Origin of the sequence: Streptomyces sp. R44, assembly GCF_041053105.1 — a bacterium.
Lineage (GTDB): Bacteria > Actinomycetota > Actinomycetes > Streptomycetales > Streptomycetaceae > Streptomyces.
Map to the genome: position 1 here is coordinate 388,539 of NZ_CP163444.1, position 21,009 is coordinate 409,547.

The 21,009-nt window shown below is 69.2% G+C and carries 21 protein-coding genes and 6 pseudogenes; 17 read left to right on the forward strand and 10 right to left on the reverse strand.

Annotated features, from left to right (window positions below):
- Positions 1-90 precede the first annotated feature (90 nt).
- A complete protein-coding gene (locus AB5J54_RS01970; RefSeq protein ID WP_369142105.1) occupies positions 91-1,212 on the forward strand; it encodes a hypothetical protein in 1,122 nt (373 codons plus the stop codon).
- Between the two features lie 112 nt (positions 1,213-1,324).
- Entirely contained in the window at positions 1,325-2,092 is a 768-nt protein-coding gene (locus tag AB5J54_RS01975) for an SDR family NAD(P)-dependent oxidoreductase (RefSeq protein WP_369142106.1), read from the forward strand.
- Between the two features lie 94 nt (positions 2,093-2,186).
- On the opposite strand, the gene AB5J54_RS01980 is transcribed toward AB5J54_RS01975, so the two are convergent.
- The gene (locus AB5J54_RS01980; protein WP_369142107.1) at positions 2,187-3,308 is read right to left on the reverse strand and encodes an alkene reductase; all 1,122 of its coding nucleotides are present in this window, start codon (positions 3,306-3,308) and stop codon (positions 2,187-2,189) included.
- Positions 3,309-3,377: 69 nt separating this feature from the next.
- On the opposite strand from AB5J54_RS01980, the gene AB5J54_RS01985 reads away from it, so the two are divergent.
- On the forward strand, positions 3,378-3,740 hold the full coding sequence (locus AB5J54_RS01985) for a MerR family transcriptional regulator (protein ID WP_369149186.1): 363 nt from the start codon (positions 3,378-3,380) through the stop codon (positions 3,738-3,740).
- 229 nt (positions 3,741-3,969) lie between these two features.
- Here the strand turns inward: AB5J54_RS01985 and AB5J54_RS01990 are convergent, their stop codons facing one another.
- Positions 3,970-4,986, reverse strand: a complete 1,017-nt coding sequence (locus tag AB5J54_RS01990; RefSeq protein WP_369142108.1) for an alpha/beta hydrolase family protein — start codon at positions 4,984-4,986, stop codon at positions 3,970-3,972.
- A gap of 346 nt (positions 4,987-5,332) precedes the next feature.
- Between AB5J54_RS01990 and AB5J54_RS01995 the strand changes: the two are divergent.
- The 3 genes and pseudogenes from AB5J54_RS01995 to AB5J54_RS02005 form a co-directional block, all read left to right on the forward strand.
- A pseudogene (locus AB5J54_RS01995) lies at positions 5,333-5,473 on the forward strand (IS5/IS1182 family transposase); the annotation flags it as partial.
- A 64-nt stretch (positions 5,474-5,537) separates the two neighbouring features.
- Positions 5,538-5,810, forward strand: a complete 273-nt coding sequence (locus tag AB5J54_RS02000; RefSeq protein ID WP_369142109.1) for a DUF6221 family protein — start codon at positions 5,538-5,540, stop codon at positions 5,808-5,810.
- Between the two features lie 59 nt (positions 5,811-5,869).
- Positions 5,870-6,634, forward strand: coding sequence for a maleylpyruvate isomerase family mycothiol-dependent enzyme (locus AB5J54_RS02005; protein WP_369142110.1), 765 nt, complete (start codon positions 5,870-5,872; stop codon positions 6,632-6,634).
- A gap of 22 nt (positions 6,635-6,656) precedes the next feature.
- On the opposite strand, the pseudogene AB5J54_RS02010 reads toward AB5J54_RS02005, so the two are convergent.
- Positions 6,657-7,079, reverse strand: a pseudogene (locus tag AB5J54_RS02010) (IS5/IS1182 family transposase); the annotation flags it as partial.
- A gap of 151 nt (positions 7,080-7,230) precedes the next feature.
- Here AB5J54_RS02010 and AB5J54_RS02015 point away from each other — a divergent pair.
- Both AB5J54_RS02015 and AB5J54_RS02020 read left to right on the forward strand, forming a co-directional pair.
- Positions 7,231-7,770: a winged helix-turn-helix domain-containing protein gene (locus AB5J54_RS02015; protein ID WP_369142111.1), complete on the forward strand. Its 540-nt coding sequence runs from the start codon at positions 7,231-7,233 to the stop codon at positions 7,768-7,770.
- On the forward strand, positions 7,767-8,297 hold the full coding sequence (locus AB5J54_RS02020) for a transposase (RefSeq protein WP_369142112.1): 531 nt from the start codon (positions 7,767-7,769) through the stop codon (positions 8,295-8,297). Before AB5J54_RS02015 ends, AB5J54_RS02020 begins: the two co-directional genes overlap by 4 nt.
- 62 nt (positions 8,298-8,359) lie before the next feature.
- Here AB5J54_RS02020 and AB5J54_RS02025 read toward each other — a convergent pair whose 3' ends face one another.
- Complete coding sequence (locus AB5J54_RS02025) at positions 8,360-8,809, reverse strand: hypothetical protein (protein ID WP_198942295.1); 450 nt, start codon at positions 8,807-8,809, stop codon at positions 8,360-8,362.
- A 136-nt stretch (positions 8,810-8,945) separates the two neighbouring features.
- Here AB5J54_RS02025 and AB5J54_RS02030 point away from each other — a divergent pair.
- Together AB5J54_RS02030 and AB5J54_RS02035 are read left to right on the forward strand one after the other, a co-directional pair.
- A pseudogene (locus AB5J54_RS02030) lies at positions 8,946-9,152 on the forward strand (transposase); the annotation flags it as partial.
- Between the two features lie 62 nt (positions 9,153-9,214).
- Positions 9,215-9,697, forward strand: a pseudogene (locus AB5J54_RS02035) (IS5 family transposase); the annotation flags it as partial.
- A gap of 69 nt (positions 9,698-9,766) precedes the next feature.
- Here the strand turns inward: AB5J54_RS02035 and AB5J54_RS02040 are convergent.
- Both AB5J54_RS02040 and AB5J54_RS02045 read right to left on the reverse strand, forming a co-directional pair.
- Positions 9,767-10,393, reverse strand: coding sequence for a class I SAM-dependent methyltransferase (locus tag AB5J54_RS02040; RefSeq protein ID WP_369142113.1), 627 nt, complete (start codon positions 10,391-10,393; stop codon positions 9,767-9,769).
- Positions 10,394-10,512: 119 nt separating this feature from the next.
- On the reverse strand, positions 10,513-11,403 hold the full coding sequence (locus AB5J54_RS02045) for an IS5 family transposase (protein ID WP_369142114.1): 891 nt from the start codon (positions 11,401-11,403) through the stop codon (positions 10,513-10,515).
- 14 nt (positions 11,404-11,417) lie between these two features.
- Between AB5J54_RS02045 and AB5J54_RS02050 the strand changes: the two genes are divergently transcribed.
- Positions 11,418-11,732: a hypothetical protein gene (locus AB5J54_RS02050; protein WP_369142115.1), complete on the forward strand. Its 315-nt coding sequence runs from the start codon at positions 11,418-11,420 to the stop codon at positions 11,730-11,732.
- A 454-nt stretch (positions 11,733-12,186) separates the two neighbouring features.
- Positions 12,187-13,224: a hypothetical protein gene (locus tag AB5J54_RS02055; protein ID WP_369142116.1), complete on the forward strand. Its 1,038-nt coding sequence runs from the start codon at positions 12,187-12,189 to the stop codon at positions 13,222-13,224.
- 178 nt (positions 13,225-13,402) lie between these two features.
- On the opposite strand, the gene AB5J54_RS02060 is transcribed toward AB5J54_RS02055, so the two are convergent.
- The 3 genes and pseudogenes from AB5J54_RS02060 to AB5J54_RS02070 all read right to left on the reverse strand — a co-directional run bounded on the left by AB5J54_RS02060 (position 13,403) and on the right by AB5J54_RS02070 (position 15,521).
- On the reverse strand, positions 13,403-13,999 hold the full coding sequence (locus tag AB5J54_RS02060) for a GNAT family N-acetyltransferase (RefSeq protein WP_369142117.1): 597 nt from the start codon (positions 13,997-13,999) through the stop codon (positions 13,403-13,405).
- A 40-nt stretch (positions 14,000-14,039) separates the two neighbouring features.
- Positions 14,040-14,424: pseudogene (locus AB5J54_RS02065) on the reverse strand (transposase); the annotation flags it as partial.
- 86 nt (positions 14,425-14,510) lie between these two features.
- Complete coding sequence (locus AB5J54_RS02070) at positions 14,511-15,521, reverse strand: hypothetical protein (RefSeq protein ID WP_369142118.1); 1,011 nt, start codon at positions 15,519-15,521, stop codon at positions 14,511-14,513.
- A gap of 518 nt (positions 15,522-16,039) precedes the next feature.
- On the opposite strand from AB5J54_RS02070, the gene AB5J54_RS02075 reads away from it, so the two are divergent.
- The 4 genes and pseudogenes from AB5J54_RS02075 (at position 16,040) to AB5J54_RS02090 (ending at position 18,629) form a co-directional block, all read left to right on the forward strand.
- Positions 16,040-16,513, forward strand: coding sequence for a transposase (locus tag AB5J54_RS02075; RefSeq protein ID WP_369142119.1), 474 nt, complete (start codon positions 16,040-16,042; stop codon positions 16,511-16,513).
- Positions 16,510-16,696 (forward strand): annotated as a pseudogene (locus tag AB5J54_RS02080) (hypothetical protein); the annotation flags it as partial. The gene AB5J54_RS02075 and the pseudogene AB5J54_RS02080, both read left to right, overlap by 4 nt.
- 101 nt (positions 16,697-16,797) lie before the next feature.
- Positions 16,798-17,232 (forward strand): hypothetical protein, encoded by a 435-nt coding sequence (locus AB5J54_RS02085; RefSeq protein ID WP_369142120.1) that lies wholly within the window; start codon positions 16,798-16,800, stop codon positions 17,230-17,232.
- Between the two features lie 284 nt (positions 17,233-17,516).
- Positions 17,517-18,629, forward strand: coding sequence for a DUF3103 family protein (locus AB5J54_RS02090; RefSeq protein WP_369142121.1), 1,113 nt, complete (start codon positions 17,517-17,519; stop codon positions 18,627-18,629).
- 124 nt (positions 18,630-18,753) lie between these two features.
- Here AB5J54_RS02090 and AB5J54_RS02095 read toward each other — a convergent pair whose 3' ends face one another.
- A complete protein-coding gene (locus AB5J54_RS02095; protein ID WP_369142122.1) occupies positions 18,754-19,377 on the reverse strand; it encodes a hypothetical protein in 624 nt (207 codons plus the stop codon).
- A 1,068-nt stretch (positions 19,378-20,445) separates the two neighbouring features.
- Between AB5J54_RS02095 and AB5J54_RS02100 the strand changes: the two genes are divergently transcribed.
- Complete coding sequence (locus AB5J54_RS02100; RefSeq protein ID WP_369142123.1) at positions 20,446-20,997, forward strand: hypothetical protein; 552 nt, start codon at positions 20,446-20,448, stop codon at positions 20,995-20,997.
- The last annotated feature ends 12 nt before the right edge of the window (positions 20,998-21,009 follow it).

Sequence of the window (21,009 nt, forward strand, 5' to 3'; positions counted from 1 at the left end):
CAGAGCTGAGTCGGACGACCCCGTCGAGCGGCCGAGCCCAGGGGCTGGGGGGTGTGAAGCCCCGTCTCTGCTCTTGGCCAGGAGGCCGACATGCCCGCTCGCCTTTCCGCTGAACAGCTCGCCCGTGACCTGTCCATCCGGGACCTCACCGACCCGGTCGCCGGACCACATGCCCTCCAACTCGTCCTCGATGACGCCGTCGGCGCACTGGCGAACCGTTGGGGCTGCGAAGTCCGCTGGTGCCGCGGTGAGCGGACGGTCACTGTCGAGGACAACTACGACCACCTCGGCTACCGCCTCGACGACATCACCCGCGACACCCGTTACACCCGCTACGTCGACGACCGGACCATGCTGCGCAGCCACTCCAGCGCGCTGGTCCCGGCCGCGCTGCGCGCTCTGGCCGCGGACCCCGCCGACGACGTGCTCCTCGTGTGCCCCGGATTGGTCTACCGTCGCGACAGCATCGACCGCCTGCACACCGGAACCCCTCACCAGCTCGACCTGTGGCGGGTCACCCGCCGCCCGGCCCCCCTGTCCACGGACGACCTCGACGACATGGTCACGACCCTCGTCGAAGACATCCTCCCCGGCGCTGAGCACCGCCAGGAGGACCGCGTCCACCCGTACACCCTCTCCGGCCGGCAGGTGGACGTGCACCGCGACGGCGAGTGGATCGAGGTTGCCGAATGCGGCCTGGCGCACCCTCATGTTCTGGAACGTGCCGGCCTCGACGCCTCCTGGAGCGGCCTCGCGCTCGGCATGGGACTGGACCGGATGCTGATGCTGCTCAAGGGCATCCCGGACATCCGCGTCCTGCGCTCGGCCGACCGGTCCGTGGCCGCGCAGATGACCGACCTCGCTCCGTACCGTCCGGTGTCCCCCATGCCCGCGATCCGCCGCGACCTCTCCGTCGCCGTCGACCCCGACGACCTGGCCGAAGACCTCGGTGACCGGGTCCGCGACGCCCTGGGAGAGGACGCCGACTGTGTGGAGACGGTCGAGATCCTCGCCGAGACGGCATGCACGGAGCTCCCTCCGCAGGCGCTGGCACGGCTCGGGGCCCGGCCCGACCAGAAGAACGTCCTCCTGAAGGTGGTCCTGCGGCACCTGGACCGCACCCTCACCGACGACGCCGCCAACGGACTGCGCGACCGGATCTACGCGGCCGTCCACCAAGGCAGTGCCCACCAGTGGGCGACAAGGGGCTGACGAGCTGCGGCCGACGCCGTCCCGCGGGAGGGCCGCGCCGGTGGCCGCGTGCTCGGCGGGGCGGCCGGGACGCTACGGTCTCCCCGTTCGCTGCTGTTCGAAAGGAATCCTCATGAATCTGCCTTCATCCGGCAGGCGCGTCCTCGTCAGTGGCGCGTCGCGCGGCCTCGGGCGCGCGGTGGCCCAGGCGTTCGCGGCCAACGGCGACCGGGTCGCCGTGCACTTCGGCTCACGCGCCGATGAGGCACGCGTGACGTGGGAGTCCCTCACCGGCACGGGGCATGTACGGGTCGGCGGCGACCTCGCGAACCCGGCGGGAGCGGCTGCCGTCGTCGACAAGGCTGCGGAGGCGCTCGGCGGGATCGACGTACTCGTGAACAACGCGGCGGTGAACATCCGCCACCCTCTGGCGGAGACCTCGTACGAGGAGTGGGCGGCCGTCTGGCAGCAGCATGTCGCGGTGAACCTGCTCGCCACGGCCAACCTGAGCCATCGCGCCGCCCGGCTCATGATCGAGCAGGGCACGGGAGGCCGGATCGTGAACATCGGCTCCCGGGGCGCCTTCCGCGGTGAGCCCGACCATCCGGCGTACGGGGCGACGAAGGCCGCCGTGCACGCGCTGGGTCAGTCGCTCGCGGTCTCGCTCGCCCCTTACGGGATCGCCGTCGCCTCGGTCGCCCCAGGTTTCTTCGCAACCGAGCGCGTGGCGCCGCGCCTGGAGGGGCCCGAGGGCGAGGCGATCCGGGAGCAGAGTCCGTTCGGCCGGGTGGGCTCGGCCGAGGAGATCGCGGGGGCGGTGCTCTGGCTGGCCTCCCCCGCCGCCGAATGGTCCTCGGGCACGATCCTCGACCTCAACGGAGCCTCACATCTGCGGAGTTGACGATCGCAGGCGAGCCTGGCCCCGTGCTGGTGCCACGCACACGCATCCATCCTCAGGGACCTCAGCCTCAGGAACCTCAGGGACCTCAGGGACCTCAGGAGGCCGCCGCGAGTGCGGGCTCGCGCAGCGTCGGGTAGTCGGTGTAGCCCGTCGCCCCGCCCGTGTACATCAGGTACTGGTCCCGTACGGCGTTGAGCGGCGCTCCGACGCGAAGGCGCTCGACCAGATCCGGGTTGGCCAGGAAGCTGCGGCCCAGGGAGATCAGGTCGGCTCCGGCGGCGAGCAGCCGCTCACCGGCCCCGCGGCCGCCGTCGGCGGGCAGCGGTCCTCCCCACCCGAGGACGGGGTTGGCGATCAGCGAGCCCGGCCAGGCCTTGCGGATCTCCTGGAACAGCGGCTGGTCCGGGTCGGCGAACACGACGTGCAGGTAGGCGAGACCCCTTTCGGCCAGAGCGGCGACGAGGGCCGGGTAGATGCTGTCGGTGTCGCCTTCCTCGATGCCGTTGACGCCGACTCCCGGGGAGATCCGTACCCCGACCCGCTCGGGGCCTATCGCGTCCGCGACGGCCTGGATCACCTCGACCGCGAACCGGATCCGGTGCTCGACCGGACCGCCGTACTCGTCGGTGCGCTGGTTGGTGTTCTTCGCGAGGAACTGGTGGATCAGGTAGCCGTTGGCGGCGTGCACCTCGACCCCCTCGAAGCCCGCGTCCACGGCCCGCCGTGCGGCGGCGGCGAAGTCGGCCACGGTCGAGTGGATCTCGTCGACCGTCAGCTCGCGGGGGACGACGGACTGACGGCGCCCGCCGGTGGTGTGGATCTCCTCGGGGAGCGCCACGGGCGAGGGAGCGACGGGGACGTGACCGCTGGTGTCCGGGTGGCCGACCCGCCCGCCGTGCTGGATCTGCACGAACATCCGCCCGCCGGCGTCCCGTACGGCGTCGGTGACCTCGCGCCATCCCGCCACGTGGGCGGAGGTGTGGAGCGCGGGGATGTGGGCGTAGGTCTGACCGACGGCGTTCGGCGTGGTGGCCTCGGCGATGATCAGGCCCGCGGAGGCGCGCTGCGCGTAGTACGTGGCCATGAGCGAGGTCGGCACACCGTCGGCGTCGGCGCGGTTGCGCGTCAGCGGGGCCATGACCAGCCGGTTGGGGAGGGAGAGGGGGCCGAGGTTGGTGGCTTCGAAGAGGCGGGATTCGCTCGCGTTGTTCGTCATGCCGGTACCGTAGATCTTGACACCGGTGTCAGATTCAAGTGGAACGTGGGAAGCGGAGCGGAGCGGACGATGCGGATCGGCGAGCTGTCACGACGCTCGGGAGTGAGCGAGCGCTCCCTGCGGTACTACGAGCAGCAGGGCCTGCTGCAGTCCGAGCGCACCCCCGGCGGCCACCGGGCCTTCGGAGAGTGGGCGGTCGACCGGGTCATCCGCATCCAGGCCCTGTACGCGGCGGGCCTGGGCAGCAAGAAGATCGCGCTGCTGCTCCCGTGCATGCGGGACGTGGACGGCGGCCCGACCGAACTCACCACCGGCGAGCTGGTCGAGGAGCTGGTCGTCGAGCGCGAGCGCATCGACCGCATGATCCTCGACCTCGTCCGCTCCCGTGACGTCCTGGACGAGGTCATCGACGCGGCGACCGCCAGGACGTGAGACGGGGCGGGGCCGGCCCGCAACTGGCCTGGACGGCCCACCTTCTGGGGTTCGTCCCCGTGTTCGTCCAGGGCGCGTTCGCTGTCCTTCGCATGCTCCGGGAAGCACGTTGATCACGCGGGTCCTCTAGGAGGCGGCTGGAGCCCCACCACGGTCGGCTCCTACCCGACGACCCCCCTCATGGACCATGGGCACCGTTGTCCGCCGCCCCTCATCGCCGCGACGACGCTCAACACGGCGGTTCCCACCCATCCCTAACGTATCGAGGTTCAGGCAAGTGCTGCTCGAAGAAGGCGGCGGCTTCTCTGCCCACCTGTACGCGGACGGCCGAGTTGGCAGGTTCCGGCATGAAGAAGTCTTCGTGGCGGACGTCGGGGCCGACTGAGCAGCCACTTGCCCTCGGGATGTGGTCCAGGTACGGCCGGGTGTCGACCTCGTAGGGGTTGACCGTGTCCGCTCCACCCCAGCGGATGCCTACCGGCACCTGCACGGTTTCCAGGCTCTCTCGGGTCACGAGACCGCCCACTCCGGGGGCCACTTGGAAGACCGCCCTGACTCGGGGATCCGAGAGATCTGCCCCGGCGCCGTTGAGTACGTGCCGCAGCGACTCGTCCAGCGGATACTTCTTCCGCAGCTGCTCCAGCGCGCCGGGGAACTCAGGAATCTCCGGCAGGGGAACCGCCCCCGTCATCACCGCCCAGAGAATCTGCGGATCGACACGAACACCGGCGAGAGCCACCGCCGTATATCCGCCCAGGGAGAAGCCCGCGGCACCAACCGGCCCCAGGGGCTGCTCGCGAGCAAGCACGTCGAGGACGAAGGAAACGTCGCGAGGCCGTTCCCACACATACAGAAAGCCTTCCGGCTCGTAGCCGTCGATGAAGTTGTTGCCGTGGTGGTCCAGGGCCACGACGCGGAATCCTGCCTCGCGGAGCGGCCCTGCCAACCACTCCATCCTGCTGCCGGAACCTCCGGTGCCGTGAGAGACGACGACCAGTGGAGCGGGGGGAGCCGGCGGGTGGTCGGGTTCCCACAGGTAGATACGGACGGGTCGCGGACGATCCGGAACCCGCAGGTCACTGCGGGACTCGTCGTACAGGACGCGTATCAGCGGCTGCTGCCCAGAGATCGTCATGGCGACATCGTAGGTTCGGCCCGAACGAGGAGGATCAGGCCACAGCCATTCGTTGATCGCGGCGATTTGGACGGTGGCTTCGAAGCGGACCGCGAGTTTGTCGAACCGCATGACCACCGCACGGTAGCGCTCGAGTCGGTTGATACCGCGTTCGACCGCGTGCCGTGCCTTGTTGGCCTCGCGGTCGAAGGCCAGAGGTCGTCTGCCGGCCTTCCCCTCGGCGCCTGCGGTCGGCGGCCGGGTCGGAAGGCTCCGGAATCGTGCACCGGATCCCGCGGCTCCCGCGGACAGGCCCGGTTGGTGCGGGAGGAGTACGCCCTGTCGCCACGCCGACCTGCGGTGACCAGCAAAGAGAACGGTCGCTGTCCCTGTACGCGGACCAGGTGAATGTGGTGGTGCAGCCTCCCCGGGACCGTCCGAGACCGGGCCCTCGGGCTCGACATGGGCGGCCGGTATCCGTATTCCGCGAAGCGGACCCGAAAGGCCGAGAACCCGGCCGCAGGAGGTCCTCGGCGATCGGGCCTACTCGTCCCGCACGATCCAGAGCCGTCTTCGTCGACGCGGTATCCGCGCAGTCATTCCCCAGCCGTCCGACCAAGTCGGCCGTCGTCGTCGCCGGCGCGGGGCTTCCGGCTGCGCCATCAGCGCGCGAGGATCATCCTATGGACGACCTTCTGAAGTTCCTTCACGCCCGGAACGAGGCGGACAACCATGCCTATGCCGAGGTGGCCTACCGTTTCGGTGGCGAGGCCATCCTCGACAGTCACCTGCCGATGCTCGACCTGATCAGCATGCTTGTACAGAAGTGCGCGGCCATGGACCCCACAGACCCTCGTTTCGCCGGCCTCACCTACACGCTCCGCGTGCTCGCGCAGTCCTATGCAGAGCATCCGGACTACCGCGAGGAATGGCGTCCTCAGAGCGCCCGGCAGTAGGCGTGCTGAGCGGTCTTAATCGAGTGCGAGAGTCCCGGTCCGGGTGATACAAGGTCTGCGTGACTGATCATCTCTACTTCCCCACTCTGCTGCGGATGATTGACGAGCGGTCCGCCGCGTTCCGCGCCACCGTCGCCGCGGCCCCCAGCCTCGACGCCGACGTCCCGTCCTGCCCGGGCTGGACGCTGTACGACCTGGCGAACCACCTCAGTGAGGGGGACCGCTTCTGGGCCCACATCGTGCTGAACACCGCGCCGGGCGACGAGCGGCCGAGCAAGGACGGGCTGGCGGCGCCCAGGGAGCGCAAGGCCCTCATAACCTGGCTGGCCGACTCGACGGAGCAGCTGCTCACTGCTCTGCGCGAGGCCGGCCCGGACCGGGGCTGCTGGGCCTGGTGGGAGCCGCTGGCCTCGCCGCACACGGCGGCCGCCGTGGCCCGCCGCCGCGTCCCGGAGTCGCTGATCCACACCTACGACGCCCAGCTGGCCTCCGGTACGCCGCAGGAGCTGCCGACGACCGAGGCGGTCGACGCCATCGAGGAGTTCCTCGCCACCGTCTGCACCGTCACGGTCCCGTGGCCGGGCGAGCCCGCAACCATGGACTACCACGCAGCCGAGGCCGGCTCCTGGCGCCAGACGGTGGACACCGCCGGTTCCCGCTTCACCCGCCTCACCGCGGCGGAGACCGCCGAGACCAAGCCCACCGCCGCCATCTACGGCACGGCGAGCGAGATGGCCCTGCTCATGTACATGCGCATCCCGGCCGGCTCGCTGCGGATCGAGGGCGACGCCGACCTGCTCCAGCAGCTGCAGGACTGGGGCTGAGACCGACCGTCCGGCAGATGGGTCACTTGAGGCATCGGGTGGTGGGGCGGCCGTCCCAGCGGTAGCGGCTCGTCGAGCGTGGATGAGCATGCGGAGCCTGACGAGAGTCGCGGCGACGTAGAGGTAGAGGTAGAAGTCCACGACGCGGCTGCGCTTCTCGGTACAGCGCCGCAACTTGCCGAAGCCGTTCATCCATGCGTGGCTCCGCTCCACCACCCACCTCTCGCCGGCCTGGATCGGGCGGGGATGCCTTGCGGGCGATCTCGCCAGCAAAGCCCAACTCACCAAGCGCAGGCCGGGTCTTGTCGCTGTCGTAGCCGCGGTCCAGGTTCACGTTGACCCGGTCGGGCAGCTCGCCGACCTGTTCCTCGGCGACCTTCAGGGCGGGTACGAGCAGCGGGGAATCGTGCCGCTTGGCCCCGACCGAGACGATGCCGAGCGGGACCTGGGCTCGTGCCGGCTCGGTATCCGGTGGCGTGCTGGGCGCTCTTAAAGTCCGATCAAAGCGGCAGGCCCTAATAGTGCTGTTACTGAGGTTGAACTCGTGGTGTCGCAGGGGCTGACGGCTGGCGGTTCACTGCGCCATCACCGAGGGCATGCGGTATCCACAAGGGGGCGGGCTGACCGCCGAACGACAGCAGTTCCGCGAGGGGTTACGGCTCCAGGCAGCGGAGCGGTTCGCCCGGGGCGAGGCGAGCTCCGTGATCGCCAAGGACCTGCGGGTCAGCGTCCGCTCGGTGCAGCGATGGCGGCGGACGTGGGATGAGGGCGGTCCGCGTGCCCTGCGGTCACAGGGTCCCGCATCGCTGTCGAGACTGAGCGAGAAGCAGTTCGCCCACCTGGAGGCGGAGCTGGCCAAGGGGCCGACCGCGCACGGCTGGGAAGACCAGCGCTGGACCCTGAGCCGCGTGAAGACGGTGATCGGCCGGCGTTTCCACCTGACCTACACGATCCAGGGCGTGCGCAAGCTGCTGGTACGTAACGGCTGGTCCTGTCAGGTCCCGGCCCGACGCGCGATGGAGCGGGACGACGAGGCGGTGGCCGGGTGGGTCAAGGAGGTGTGGCCCTGCGCGGAAGTCTCGCGGCGGCCCGTGGAGCCTGGCTCGTCTTCGAGGACGAAGCTGGATTCTCCATGACGCCGCCGCACGCGAAGACCTGGTCACAGCTCGGCCGGACCCCGGTGGTGCGAGTCCGCGGCCGGTCCCGCAGGCGAGTGTCGATCGCCGCGCTGACCTGCTATAAACCCGGCCACCGGTCGAGGCTGATCTACCGGCCACGCCGGGACGACGGCCGGCGCGACGGACGCAAGAGCTTCTCCTGGCGCGACTACCGGGACCTGCTGATCGCCGCCCACCAGCAGCTCGGCGGCCCTATCGTGCTCGTCTGTGACAACCTGCACGTCCACAAGGCCGCCGGCCTGCGGGAGTTCGCCGCTTCCCGGGACTGGCTGACGATCTACTACCTGCCGCCCTACGCACCCGACCTCAACCCCGTCGAAGGGATCTGGTCCCTACTGCGACGCGGCTGGCTCTCCAACGTCGCCTTCAGCACCCCCGAACACCTCGTCCAGCGCATTCGACGCGGCTTACGGCACATCCAGTACCGCAGCGACCTCATAGACGGCTGCCTCGCAGAGACGGGCCTGACCATCCGACCCAGATGAGCAACGACACGACGGTCCTGTCCCACTGAACGACCAAGATGGGCCACTGGCCACCCGCCTGATCAGCGCAGGCGCGAAAGCCGCAACAGGGCCTCGTTGCGGACCTCTGGGTCTGAATCCGACGTCAACGTTCGCAGTTGCGTGATCAGCTCGACGCCGCCCTCTCCGGTCGCCCAGCGTGGGTCACAGTCGAGTTCCGCAGCGAGCTGATCAGCCGTCCCTTCGTCAGACGCCACCGCACGGGCCGCGAGCACGGCACGCAGGCCGGCCAGATCCCTCCGAGCCAACAGAGCCGCAGCAGTCTCGGAGGTCACTCCGGTGTCCTGAGCATCCAGGAGGAGACGGTGCAGGACACCGGCGACGCTCTCGATCCGAGGCGCCGCCGCCAGCCGTCGCCCTGCAGCTGCCCTGACGCGCCAGGCCGGAGAGTCGGCTTCAGCAATCGAGTGGCGAAGCTCTTGCTCTGTGAAGTCTTCCACGGCACCAGACTCCCAGCCGGACATCTCGATCAAGCTTCGTTGTGACCGCACCGCAGCAGTCAATCTTCGGCGAGAACGGTCCACCTTCACGCGACAGGGCAACGACACCACGAGTTCAGCCTCAGTAGGTGGTCTTGTCGTGGTGGGTGGGTGGTAGTTCGCTGGCTGTATGGGGGCTGGGGAGCTTGCCGCGGTGCGGGGCCGGTTGGTGGAGTTCGCGGCGGAGGTGTTGGCGCCGTTGGTGCGTCGGGACCAGCGGGGGAAGGGTGCGTTATATCTGCGGGGGCTGCTGCTGGACGGCCGCAGGAAGTCGATGCAGCCGATGGCTGAACGGCTCGGTGTCGATCACCAGCAGTTGCAGCAGTTCATGACGACCTCGACGTGGCAGGTCAGGGACGTGCGGGCCCGGCTGGCGTGGCGGGCGGTGGCCCTCGGGGCGGCTCCAAAACGGGGCCGAGCCCGGTCGACCGCGCCCGACCCTGCTCGAAGCACCACGTGATCACTGACGGCCGCGGAACGCCACTGGCGATTACGCTGACCGGCGGCAACCGCCACGACGTCACCCAACTGCTGCCGCTGGTCGACGCCATTCCTCACATCCGCGGCAAGCGAGGTCGGCCAAGGCATTTCCCGGACCGGCTCTACGCCGACCGGGGCTACGACTACGACAAGTACAGACGCCCGCTGTGGAAGCGCGGGATCAAGCCAGTCATCGCCCGAGGTGGCGTGCCTCATGGGTCCGGGCTCGGCACAATCCGGTGGGTCGTCGAACGGACGAACGCGTGGATCCACGGCTTCCGCCGTCTACGGATCCGCTGGGACATCCGGGACGACATACATGAAGCCTTCCTCAAGCTGGCCTGCTGTGTCATCACCTACCGGCGCGTGCTGAGCATCCAGAGCGGAGGCCCGAACCCCTGATCACCGCCCCGGAGCCTCCCCCGGACGGGGGCCCGGTGTCGCCGCCGCACTTCATTCAGTCTGTCGCTGTCATGCCTCAGAGCGCCGAGCCCAGAACAGGACATGGCCGCTGTCGCCTTCGGGTACGAACTCCTCGCGGACCACGTCGAAGCCGGCTTGCACGAGCCATGCGCGGTTCGTAGCGGCGTCGGCGTGACTCCACCACATTGCGGCCCCGCCCCCGAGCCAGTTCTCATCGGTCCCGGTCCAAGCCCGATGCCCTGTGGTGCTCAAGAACCAGCCTCCCGGCCGGAGCCAGGAAGCGATCCGCTCCAGCAGGGCCGGCTGTTCCTCCACCGGAACATGGATCAGGGCATACAGGCAGACGACGGCGTCGAAACGGGCCTGGGGGAGCTCCAAGGTCGTGGCATCAGCCCGGATGAAGTCGGCGCCCGGCACAAGCTCCGTGGCCCTGTGGATCTGAACCCCACTGATGTCGACGCCCGTCACGCGGTGACCCGCAGCGACCAGGGACCGAGCTACGGGAACCCCGGTGCCGCACCCGATGTCCAGGACAGTGCCTGCCTTAGGGAGCCGACCCAGCAACTCTTTGATCCACGAAGCGTATTTCGTCTCGCTGCCAAATGCCCGCTCGTAGCGCTCCGACAACACGTCATACCCGCGCCGGACCACTTCCTTTGGATCTTCAACGTTCACGCGCGCACGCTACGGCGCACCTGTCGGTAACGCGACCGCTTTTCGCTCAGGTCCTGTGGCCGCCCCCCACCCGAAGGAGCCTGTGCCCGCCTTTGTGTTAGCTCGTCTAAGACGGTGTCTCACGTCGTGATCTTGGCGAGCTTCTTGTAGCAGGCTATGGCTGCGGCAAGCACGAGGAAGGCGAGGAAGTGACTGCCCTTGCGTTCATAGCGGACGGTCAGGCGGCGGCATCCGAAGAGCCAGGAGATCGATCTCTCGATCTTCCACCGGTGTCTTCCGAGGCGTTCGGAGGACTCCACGCCTGGCCGGGCGATCCGTGGAGTGATGTTGCGTTCGCGTAGCCACGCCAGGTTGCCGGCCGAGTGGTACGCCTTGTCCGCCCGGACCTTGTTGGGGTGTCGCCGCCGTGGACCGCGGCGTGAACGAGTGGCCGGGATCCCGAGGATGAGCGGGCGGAGCGCTTGGACGTCGTTGTCGTTCGCGGCGGACGCCCCGACGACAACGGGCAGTCCCTGCCTGTCAGTCAGAACATGCAGTTTGCTGCCCGCTTTGCCTCGGTCGACCGGATTCGGCTCCGTCAGCGAACCCCCCTGTTCGCACGCACCGAGGCGGCATCGGCGATCACGGAGCTCCAGTCGAGTCCACCTCGGGCTCCTGTCTCGTCCAGAACCACGCGAGTGCAGCCGACGCCACACTCCGGATGCGGTCCAGACGGAACACCTACGGTGAGTCGTCGCCGGTGATACTCCGAACGCCGGTGGCAGATACCGCCACGCGCACCCGCTGGTCAGCACGTACACGACGGCCGTGAACACGGCACGTTGGTCAATCGGCGCGGTGCCATCGCCCTGCGGGCGCGAGTGGAAGGACGGCAGTACGGGCTCAACCAGGTCCCACAGATCATCCGGTACAAGCCGCTGCGACAGCCCCCACCCATGAACGATCACGATGCCGCTGCCGGTTGCCCCCGGAGACGGTCGGTGGAGGCGTTGGGCTGATTGCCCCGCCACCTCAGAATGGGCGCATGGCTCCTCATTCCATCGACCCGCGCCCGTTGAACCCCGACGAGCGCGCAGTGCTTGAACACATCCTGTCAGCAGGGTTCGTCGGCGCGTCTCAACTGCGGAGTCAGCTGGACCGCACCGAGGTGATCGCCGTCTGGGGGCCCGACTCCGTGAGCGTCGACCTGCAGGTCCGGGAACCTCGCGAGCATGCAGCACTGCCGAAAGAGCTCGTACCAGTAGACGCGCACGTCCATGACCCGTCCGGCGCCTACGTCGGCGAGATCCTCGTCTGGACGGACCGGGGATCCACGCTCGCAGCCCTAGAGTTCGCCTGAGTCACCGACGAGATGCCCACGTCTCTCCCGGCCATCGTGGACGGCCGCCTCAGCTGGCCGGCCTGACAGGCTGTCCCCCTTGAGCGCCCCCGACCCTGCAGCGGGCAAGACCGCCACGTGAGACACCGTCTCAAGCGTGTTGCAGAGGTCTCCGATTCCGGGCATTTTCCCTGAAGGGGCGGGGTGTTGAGGGCTGAGTCGTTGTGGGAGGGAGTCCCGGACCCGGCCTTCGACGCCAGGCCGGCCCCGATTGAGTACGGCGGCAATGAGCGTCCCGACCGCACGTTCGCCGTGGGGCATCAACCACCCACTGTCGGCGTTCGCGTGAAAGTGCACAGGGCGGTACGCGGAAACGTGCACACCTGTGCTGTGCAATGCAGAGTCCCAGTGGCCGTCCGACAGCGGAGCCATCCGCCTGCGGACGGCTTGCCGGCGGGCCATAGACTCACGCGCCATGGAAGAGACGTTCGAGCTGGGGACCATCATGTGCCCGTCCGGCACCCTGGTGCTCATTGACGGTGGTCACCTGGGGTTGTGGAGCGGGGACCGGTCGCCGGCGGACATCGATCCTGCTTCCTTGGGTATCGAGGACGCTGCCATGGCCGCCGACGTCACGGGCGCCGTTGACTTCATGGTCACCGGGCCGGACGCTTCCGAAGCCGTCCGGACCTTTGGCCGGCAGCCGGGCTCCAGGCTCCATGACATCCCGGCCTCGAAGGCTGCCGAGTTCGAGACGGCGTTCAACAGTCACCGCCGGTCTGCCGGCCTCGACGCCCGGCTGGAGTCCCTGCCGGTTCGGGAGTCCCATGCCCAAAGGGCCCGCCGGACGGGCGCAGAGGGCGGTGGCAGCTTTTTGATGTTCGGGGTTCCCGTCGTTGCGGTAGGCGGCGTACCCCGAGGCCGGCACCTGCCCGTGCTGGCTACACGAGTCGACCACGGCGACGGTGTCGGGGAACGCTGGTCCGAGATCTCGATCCGGATGGGTGAGGGCCGGGTGACGTCATCGGTTTCCCTGGGTGACATCGGCGTGGACTGGGCACGTGTGCTTTTCGGTGATGTCGACGCCTTGAACATCTGGCAGCACGATGAGCCGGTGGACGGCCTGGCCGATGTGGCGTTCTGGGGTGCCGCGGCAGACGAGGCGGCCGCGACGTTTGCCGCACCCGAACTGGGCGAGCCTGGCGAGGATGGTGTTCGCGGGTGGACTGGCCTGCCCGTCTCGGAGGCCATGGACAGGGCACGCGCTCTGTTGAGATGGAAGGACGAGACCGGACGGCGCATGGCGGTGGACTTCCGGCCTCACTCCCATCACTGGCAGATCATGCGCGAGGTACGTGCTTCGCACGTCGAGGCCGGATCCGTGGACCTCGGTGATGCCCGAGTGCTGTGCGCGATGACGACCTGGGGCGACGGATACTTCCCGGTGATCGCCGATCTGGATCCGTCGGGTGACCTCCTCGCAGTGCGCGTGCGCTTCTCCGACGCGCCCTGAAGAGCCAGCCCGGAGTGCGCGGGATGGGTACGTAGCGCCGTACCTCGTTGAGCACTTTCATGTGTACGTCGACACCCACAGACCCAAAGGCATCGGCTATGCCGCCCAACAACGCGAGCCGCCCGCGTCCGAAGCGAGAACGGCATCCACTGACCGCGGCCCAACGACCGTCGCAGGATCAGATGTCACCCTGGACCAGGGCGTGCAGGTGCTCGTCGTGCCATCCGTCTTCGTGCAGCAGGGCGCTGCGCATCGTGCCTTCGAGGGAGTAGCCGGCCTTCGCAGCTACGCGGCACGATGCCGAGTTGGCTACCGCGTGGCACAGCCGAAGCCGGTGCAGCCCAAGGTCGTCAAACGCCCACTGACTGACGCGCTTCGTAGCCTCGACCATGGCGCCCCGCCCGCGTCCTGCCGGCAGGATCCAGTACATGATTTCGGCGCTGCCGCCACTGAGGTCGATATCGCCCCAGCCGATCAGCCCCACCGCCTGGCCACCGCCGGGCCGGGCGATGGCCCATATCGCGCTTTGCTCGTTCACCCAGCGCTCGCGCATGCGTTCGATCCGCTTGCGCGCTTCCTCCTGTGACGTCACGACGAGCCGGTTCCACTGACGGATGGCCGGTTCCTGGGCAGCGGCTACCAGAGCGTCGGCGTCTTCGACATGCCAAGGGCGTAGCTCCAGACCGCTGGGCAGAGCGAGCACTGGTTGTTCCATGGTGGCCATGTGGCCTGCGGGAACAACGGGCGGAATGGGCGGAATGGGCGAGGTGATCATCGCCGCATCGTGCCATAGCCCTACTACGGACAGAACCTTGTCGGAGGCAAGGGCGGGTGACGATGGCTTGGTAATGGGGCGGGGCATTGTCGTAGCGGGTGGCCGGGGCCCGGTTCTGCTTGAGCCGGCTGAAGCAGCGTTCGACCACTTGGCGGCGGCGCCGGCAGACGGCCTTGTCGAGGCGGCAGCGGGTGCAGGCGATGCCGCGTTCGCCGCAGGTAGGCGCGGATCTTGCGGGTGGAGTAGCCCGTGACGGCGACGACGCGGTCGGGCCGGGTCCGGGGCCGGACCAGCCCCGGATGGTCGATCCGGTTCCGCTCCATGACCGCTTCGAACCGGGTGCAGCCGTTCACGTTCCCGCCCGTGAGCGGGAACGCGTGCGGCCGGTCCCGGCCGTCGCAGACGAGGTGGATCTTGCTGGTCAGACGAGGGTTCTTGTGCGCCGCTTCGACCAGGAACCCTCGCGGCCACTCCTTGCCCGCCAGCGGGAAGCCGGCGTTCCGGCTTCCCGCTACTTGGGCCTGTCCGCTGCCGTGGCGTCGGCACAGACGGCGTGGGTGCGGGCGGCATAGGAGCGGGCGGCCACGATGAGGCCGATGCCCAGACCACCGAATGCCAGGCCGCCGAACTCGGCAAACCAGGTGACCCCCGAGCTGGTGGTGAACGGCGGGTCCGGCTTGATCTCGGGCAGCACACCGGCAGCCATGAGCGGGGCCATGACGAGGAGGGCGGCCCCGTACATCGCCAGCGGGACACCAGTCAGCCAGGCTGGGATCAAGGGCAGCAGACGCGGGACCCGTCGTCCGGACAGGAACAGCGTCCAGCGGGGGAACACCTGCCCCCACACGTACAGCAGCCCCAGCAGCAGGAAGATCCCGACCATCGCGGCCAGCACGGTCACGTCGATCCCCGCCGACGCGGTTGCCTTCGACGGCCCCGAGGCGCCGGCGACCGACATCTTCTGCCAGTCATCGCCCGCGACGCCGAGCGCGTCGCCGCCCAGCGTCCAGATGGTCTTGGTTCCCGCCCAGGGCAGGAGTCCGCACATGAGCAGGTAGGCCGCGACGCGGGTCCGCCTCGGGGCCCGGGAGGCGGCTGGGTGGGCAAGCGGGCCGGCGGCCGCGCTGGCGTGCTGCCGCCCGCACCGCGGGCAGTCGCCGCGCAGCCGTCGGCGGTACGACAGACCGACGAGGAGCAGGAGGGCGGCACCGGCCGTGTTCAACAGCACCTGGGCCAGCCCGGTGACGCTCTGGATCCCCGAGAGCGTCACGATGGTCACGAAGTGGATCGGCAGCCCGATCATCCCCACGACGAACACCGGGAGCGCCACGATCAGCGTCGTCGCCACCGCAACCTGGCCGAGCTTGGCGAGAGTTCGGGTGCTGCCCAGGCAGGCGACGCCGGCCAGGAGCGCGAGGGCAGCCAGGAAGAGCTGGACGCCCGGCGCGTACGCGGAGTGCTCCTTCCATGGCACGGTGGTGCCCGTCACGGCCCAGGTGACCTCGACAGCGGCGTACAACACGCCCCAGAATGCGCCCGCCACGGGCGCCCACACAGGCCACCGCCGCCACCACAACATCCGCTCCGGGCTTGCGGTCGGTGGCTCGGGAACGCCACCTATCTCCGAGTTCGCAGGAACAACCATCGTGACCCCCGTACATCCGGACTGGCGACGCTCCACGATTCCGCGTCATCCGCGCTGATCGCATCCAACCCATGGATCATCCGGCTTCCCCCGCGCGGGGGAGGCCGGACCGTGAGTGTCAGCCGGGCCGGAGGGCTACGGTGAGGTGCGTTGCGGTGCGCCGCCTGTTCTCGCAACGATCCGGGCGGCTGCCGATCGGACGGGCATCTCGATCGTGTGATCAGTGCTGAACACGATCCGCTACCTGGTCGGCAACGGAATCAAGTGGCGGGCGCTGTCGGCGGACCTTCCGCCGCCGACGAGACCCTGTCCTGATCAAGGAGTTCCACGAACCGGCAGCGCTCGCGGGTGCGCGAGAGGGCGGGCGGGGCGGGACACCGAGCCGAGGGGCGGGCGTGATCGACTCGCCGTCAGTCGAGGCGGCGGACGTCGTCGCCGGATCCAGCAGCCGCGGCTTCGACGGCGGCAAGCTGGTCAACGACCGTAGGCGGCACGTCGTGGTCGGCACGCTCGGTCGGCACGCTGCTGGCCGTACGGTCGCCGTCGCGGACATCGGCGACCGCACCGCCGCTGAGGGGCTGCTCGCCCAGGTGGCCGCTGCGCACCACCTGCTGGAGCTCGTCTCGGCCGACGGCGGCTACCCCGGCGGCCTACACCCGCACCGGCTCCGTCTGCTGGCGTGCCATGGGAGCTGCGAGAACAAGCAGGTAGCGCTTGTCCGGACGAGGACCCCGGTTCTGCGACCGACCGTCCGCGTCTACAGCCCTGACGAGCGCGTTGTCCTCTACGAGGTCATGCGCTGGTTCATTGGAGCAGGTGGCCGACCAGGTGGAACGGTGCCGCATCGCGTTCGAGCAGGAGGAATCTGAAGCAGTGGAGTGATCCCGCCGGGAATGGTGTGATCACGGCATCGGAGCCGTGCCGGTCACCCTCCCCTTTCCGGGCTGAGCCCGCGTGCCATCCACCTGACCCTGCGGCAGCTCGCACCACGGTTCGGGGTGTCGAGGTCGGAGGCGGACCGCATCATCGGCCGTCTCGGACCGATCTTCGCATCGACGCCGGCACCCACCTGGTCTCCGTGGTCGGCCGGCCGCTCGCCCGAAACCGTAGCGACCAAGGTCTCTGTCCGAGGCCATCAGTAGGGTTCGCAGACATGGGAGCAAGCAGATGGTCGTACTTCACACCCTTCCGGCAGAGCGAGCAGGACGCGCTGGACGATCTCCGCGAGACGGTCTTCGCCCGGGACGCCGAGTACTACCGGGAATTGGGCGTCGAGACGCTGGCCGAGCTGATGGCGAGCGGATGGTTGGTGGAGGAGCCGGCGCATTCGGTGCTGGACGTCGAGCGCGTGGTCCGCTGTGAGGAGGACATGGAGGAGCCCGGCGACGTGAGGGTGATCGAAGCGGCGGAAGTCGTCGAGCTCTTCGGGACGGCGCAGCCGGGGCGGGAGGTTGTCGAGCAGTCCCTGAAACGGGCCGGTGACGGATGGTTCCCGCCGGTCGATCGTGGCTCCGGCTGCTGCACGATCGTCTACGGCACCGAGGGCCGCCCGGCAGGGCTGTGCTTCTGGGGGCTCACCGGCGACTGATCCCGGCATGAGCAGCCAGATCCGTCCCCCTCCACCGACAGGCCGGTGACCGGTAAAGGGCCGGCGCTCTCTCAGAGTCCTTCTTCACTTCCCCCTGTGACGGGGCTTCAGCCAACACCCCGCCCCTGTAGTTCAGTTGGTGCGGTCTATACGCGTAGAGCGCTCATGCCCCATCATGGTCGCGCTCCACCCCGGCACCACCGCGCCGGTCGCGCACCCGCGGCCGGTGTCTGCGGTATGCCCCGACACCCCGGGGCGCCGTCCGATTTCCGATGGAGGATGTCTTGTCCGTCAGAAAGCAGCTCCGCACCGCCCTGTGCGGCGTCGCCCTCGCCGGCATCGTGGTCACCACCGCCCAAGGCTCCGCCGCGGCGACACCCTCGGCGGCCGGCGCGGCGACGATGCCGCAGGTGACCGCCGCCGAGGACGCGGCCGCCCGGTCGCTGGCCCGGTCGCTCGCCGACTCCGCCTGGCGGGCCGAGGTCGGCCGTGCCGTCGCCGGCGGGAAGGAGACCGGGCTGCAGGCCCTGGCCGACAGGTCCCGTACGAGGGCGGGGGCATCGCTCGCCGCCGATGTCGCGGCTGCGGACCGCTCGGTGCTCGCGGTCAAGGGGCTGACCGCCGACACGGGCGGGCTGCTCACCGTGACCCTGACCGGGGCCGCGGACTCCCGCCGCGCACCCCTCGTCGCCGTCGCCCCGTCCGACGACGAGGCCGCCGACGTCACCGCGTACGACACGAACGGCCGGGCTCACACCCTGGACGCGTCCGAGACCCCCGACCTGCCCGTGTACGTCATCGGCATCGACGGGGAGAAGGCGGTCGAGGCCGGGCTGAAGGTCCTGGAGCGTGAGCTCGCCGCCGCCGGTGTCGCCACCTCCGCCGCCCCGGCGGCGACCGCGGACTCCGGCTACTGGACCTCCCGCATCACCTCGGTGCGCCTCAACGACGACAAAGAGACCTGGATCAAGGGTGACGCCGAGATCTTCAGCATCGTCAGCGGCTTCGGGCAGGACGGCAAGGTCCGCGTCGACACGGTGACCCACCCGTATCTGAACGACGCGGGGACCACGTACCACCCGAACCAGATCCTGGTGAACTGGTCGCAGTACAAGTACAACCTGGCCGACGTCGTGATGATGGAGGACGACGGCGACACCAACTACTCGGCTTTGGCCAAGGCCATCGCCACCGCCCTGCTGACCATCACCGATCTCGGCGCGTACATCCCACTCGTCGACCCGGTCGTCGACGCGATCCCGTCCTCTTTCTGGACCGACGACGCCGACTTCGTGGACGCCTGGTACACCCTGGCCCGGGAGACCACCGGCATCCGAGACGGCGCCGGCGGCAACGGCCGGTTCACCTTCGACCGGTACTGGGTGTCCGCCCTCTGAGCTGAACGAGCACCGAACGCCTCGATCCGTGCCCTTAAGGGACCCCGGCATGCGGCGGCCGGTCGCGGCTCGGGATCTGCTGCGCCTTCGGGGAAGGACACCGCGTTCGGTGCGTGTGCGGGCGTCAGCCGCGGATGATCGTCTCGCAGGTGTTCGTGACCTGGTCCAGGGCCACGAGGTCCGCCGTGACGGTGTCGTTGGTGCCGCCCTCGCACTCCACGCGGTCGTAGCCGCCGTTGCGGCTGATGATGACGTCGTTGCCGGCGAGGCCGCGGAAGGTGGCCCGGTCGGGGCGGGCGGGCCAGCCGTCGGGGTCCTCCAGGTGGTCGTCGGCGGTGCCACCGACGAGAACGTCCCGGCCGGGGCCTCCGTTGAAGTCGACGGGGATGTTGAGGTCCGCCCCGGCCGCGAGTCGGTCGTCCCCGTCGCCGCCGTCGGCGTGGATGCCGGTGATCCCGGCGATCGTTCCGCAGGTCGCGGTGCGCGGGCTCGTCTGGGTGCAGCCGGGGCCCGCGGTGATGCCGGCCGGGTCGGACACCCGCAGGAGGGGGGCCGTGGCGACGTAGAAGGTGACCTGGTTGGCCGAGCCCGACACCGGTTCGAACGTGACGGTCCCTCCGGAGCGGCTGACCGTGCCGGTGGACGTGCATGCCGCGGCGGGGGCCGCGGACGCGAGGGGCATGGCGAATGCGGCGGCCAGCGCGGGCACGATGACGCCGAGACGCCCACGGTCGGTACAGAAACGCATTTCTGACTCCCATCCATATGTCTGATATCGCCTGAAAGGCACTCTTGGCTGGCCGCCAGGGGATGTCAAACGCACGCGGTGCGATGGGATGAGTCCTGCGTCGACGACGGCACGACCCGGCGGAGGGCGGCCGGCTCGGCAGCCGACACCGGACCGGTGCGTCGTCGCCCTCGGTCAGGTCGGCCATGGCCACCCCGACCAGCCGTCGGATTGCTCTCGCGACGGCTACGTCGCGGATGCGGCGGCAGTACCGCACTGCCTTGTCGCCCATCCGGCAGTCGTTTCTGGCTCACTGCCTGGGCGGCGGCGGCATCAAGGCCCTACCGGCTCGCTGACCGCCGTCCCCGGCTCGTACGCGCCCTGGTCATCGCCTTCTGGAGTCGGCCCTGCGGCGTCGCTCCGTCTCGAGTGCAGCCCTCGCCGCCGCGGCCTCCCGTTCAAGCCGCTCCCGCAGCAGGCGCATCCGGGCCTCCCTCTCGACGCCGGTCAGGCCCGTCAGACCCAGCCTGGCATCACGCTCCTCCTGAGACACAAGCCCCTCCTTGCCTCGGTCGAGCGCATCGCCCGACTCGATTCCCCTCGCGGCCGGGGACGGCCCCCAAGGGGGGGTCAACTTAGCCAGGATCAGATGGAGTTGCCAGTGGCGGCAGATCAGCGGGCCCATGCCGGGCCCGCTGATCCTTCACCTCACCTGTAGATCGCGATGGGCGTTCCGCAGGACCGCGAACCGGCCCAGGAGCAGGCGGTGATGGAGCCGGACAAGAACGTCCCCGGGAAGGCGTACGTGAGGGTGCCCGGGATCCACTTCACGGGTACAGCCGTCCGGGACAGGGTGCGACACCCTCGGACAGCCGATCGCGGTTCCCTGTCTTCCGCTCCGTACGAGGCCACTGATGGGCCGGTCGACACGCCGAACAAGATCACCCGACATGCACCTGACACTCTGACCTGCTAGTTTTCCGCCGGAGCGGTGATCGGGGGCCCGCTTCTCTCCGGCTTGCCCTGCGCTCCGCCGGTTCCTCAGGCCCCCTCGAAGTACTCGAAAGCCTCGAAGGAGACCTGACGCACATGCGCGACACCTCGGCCACGCCCACCCCCCGGACCCAGCGGACCCGTCGGACACGGATGGCCGCCCTGGTGGGCGTCCTGGCGGCGGCGAGCCTGAGCCTCACCGCGACCCCGGCCTCCGCCGAGGACAACCCGATGTACGACAGCAACTACGACCAGTGGTGGGACGTGGAGCCGGACGGCGCGACCTTCTCCCGGTGTGCCGACCACACCGACAAGTTCCGGTTCCGCTTCTACTACAACTCGAACTACGCCGGTTCGTGGATCAACATCGGCCACCCCCTCTGGGACCTCCTGAACGTCTACAGAGGCGACGGCCCCCACGCCCTGACGTTCTGCGACGGCAAGGGGAACGGCTCCGGACAGGTCGTCGGCAACAACGCCGCGTCCGTCTACAACTGGTACGACGCCTACTGCGGCACCGTCTACTACAACTCCGGCTACAACCGGAAGGGCCCCTACCGGACCTACTCGCCGCGCAGCGGCGGCAACCTCGCCGACGCGGGCCTGAAGAACGAGAACCGCTCCATCGAGTTCGCCAACTGCTGGTGATGTGAAGCCCGG

Bases quoted from the DNA above. Each gene is read 5' to 3' on its own strand.
- AB5J54_RS01970 (WP_369142105.1), top strand. From the start codon at position 91: ATGCCCGCTCGCCTTTCCGCTGAACAGCTCGCCCGTGACCTGTCCATC.
- AB5J54_RS01975 (WP_369142106.1), top strand. From the start codon at position 1,325: ATGAATCTGCCTTCATCCGGCAGGCGCGTCCTCGTCAGTGGCGCGTCG.
- AB5J54_RS01980 (WP_369142107.1), bottom strand. From the start codon at position 3,308: ATGACGAACAACGCGAGCGAATCCCGCCTCTTCGAAGCCACCAACCTC.
- AB5J54_RS01985 (WP_369149186.1), top strand. From the start codon at position 3,378: ATGCGGATCGGCGAGCTGTCACGACGCTCGGGAGTGAGCGAGCGCTCC.
- AB5J54_RS01990 (WP_369142108.1), bottom strand. From the start codon at position 4,986: ATGCGGTTCGACAAACTCGCGGTCCGCTTCGAAGCCACCGTCCAAATC.
- AB5J54_RS02000 (WP_369142109.1), top strand. From the start codon at position 5,538: ATGGACGACCTTCTGAAGTTCCTTCACGCCCGGAACGAGGCGGACAAC.
- AB5J54_RS02015 (WP_369142111.1), top strand. From the start codon at position 7,231: ATGCGGTATCCACAAGGGGGCGGGCTGACCGCCGAACGACAGCAGTTC.
- AB5J54_RS02020 (WP_369142112.1), top strand. From the start codon at position 7,767: ATGACGCCGCCGCACGCGAAGACCTGGTCACAGCTCGGCCGGACCCCG.
- AB5J54_RS02050 (WP_369142115.1), top strand. From the start codon at position 11,418: ATGGCTCCTCATTCCATCGACCCGCGCCCGTTGAACCCCGACGAGCGC.
- AB5J54_RS02055 (WP_369142116.1), top strand. From the start codon at position 12,187: ATGGAAGAGACGTTCGAGCTGGGGACCATCATGTGCCCGTCCGGCACC.
- AB5J54_RS02060 (WP_369142117.1), bottom strand. From the start codon at position 13,999: ATGATCACCTCGCCCATTCCGCCCATTCCGCCCGTTGTTCCCGCAGGC.
- AB5J54_RS02085 (WP_369142120.1), top strand. From the start codon at position 16,798: ATGGGAGCAAGCAGATGGTCGTACTTCACACCCTTCCGGCAGAGCGAG.
- AB5J54_RS02095 (WP_369142122.1), bottom strand. From the start codon at position 19,377: ATGCGTTTCTGTACCGACCGTGGGCGTCTCGGCGTCATCGTGCCCGCG.
- AB5J54_RS02100 (WP_369142123.1), top strand. From the start codon at position 20,446: ATGCGCGACACCTCGGCCACGCCCACCCCCCGGACCCAGCGGACCCGT.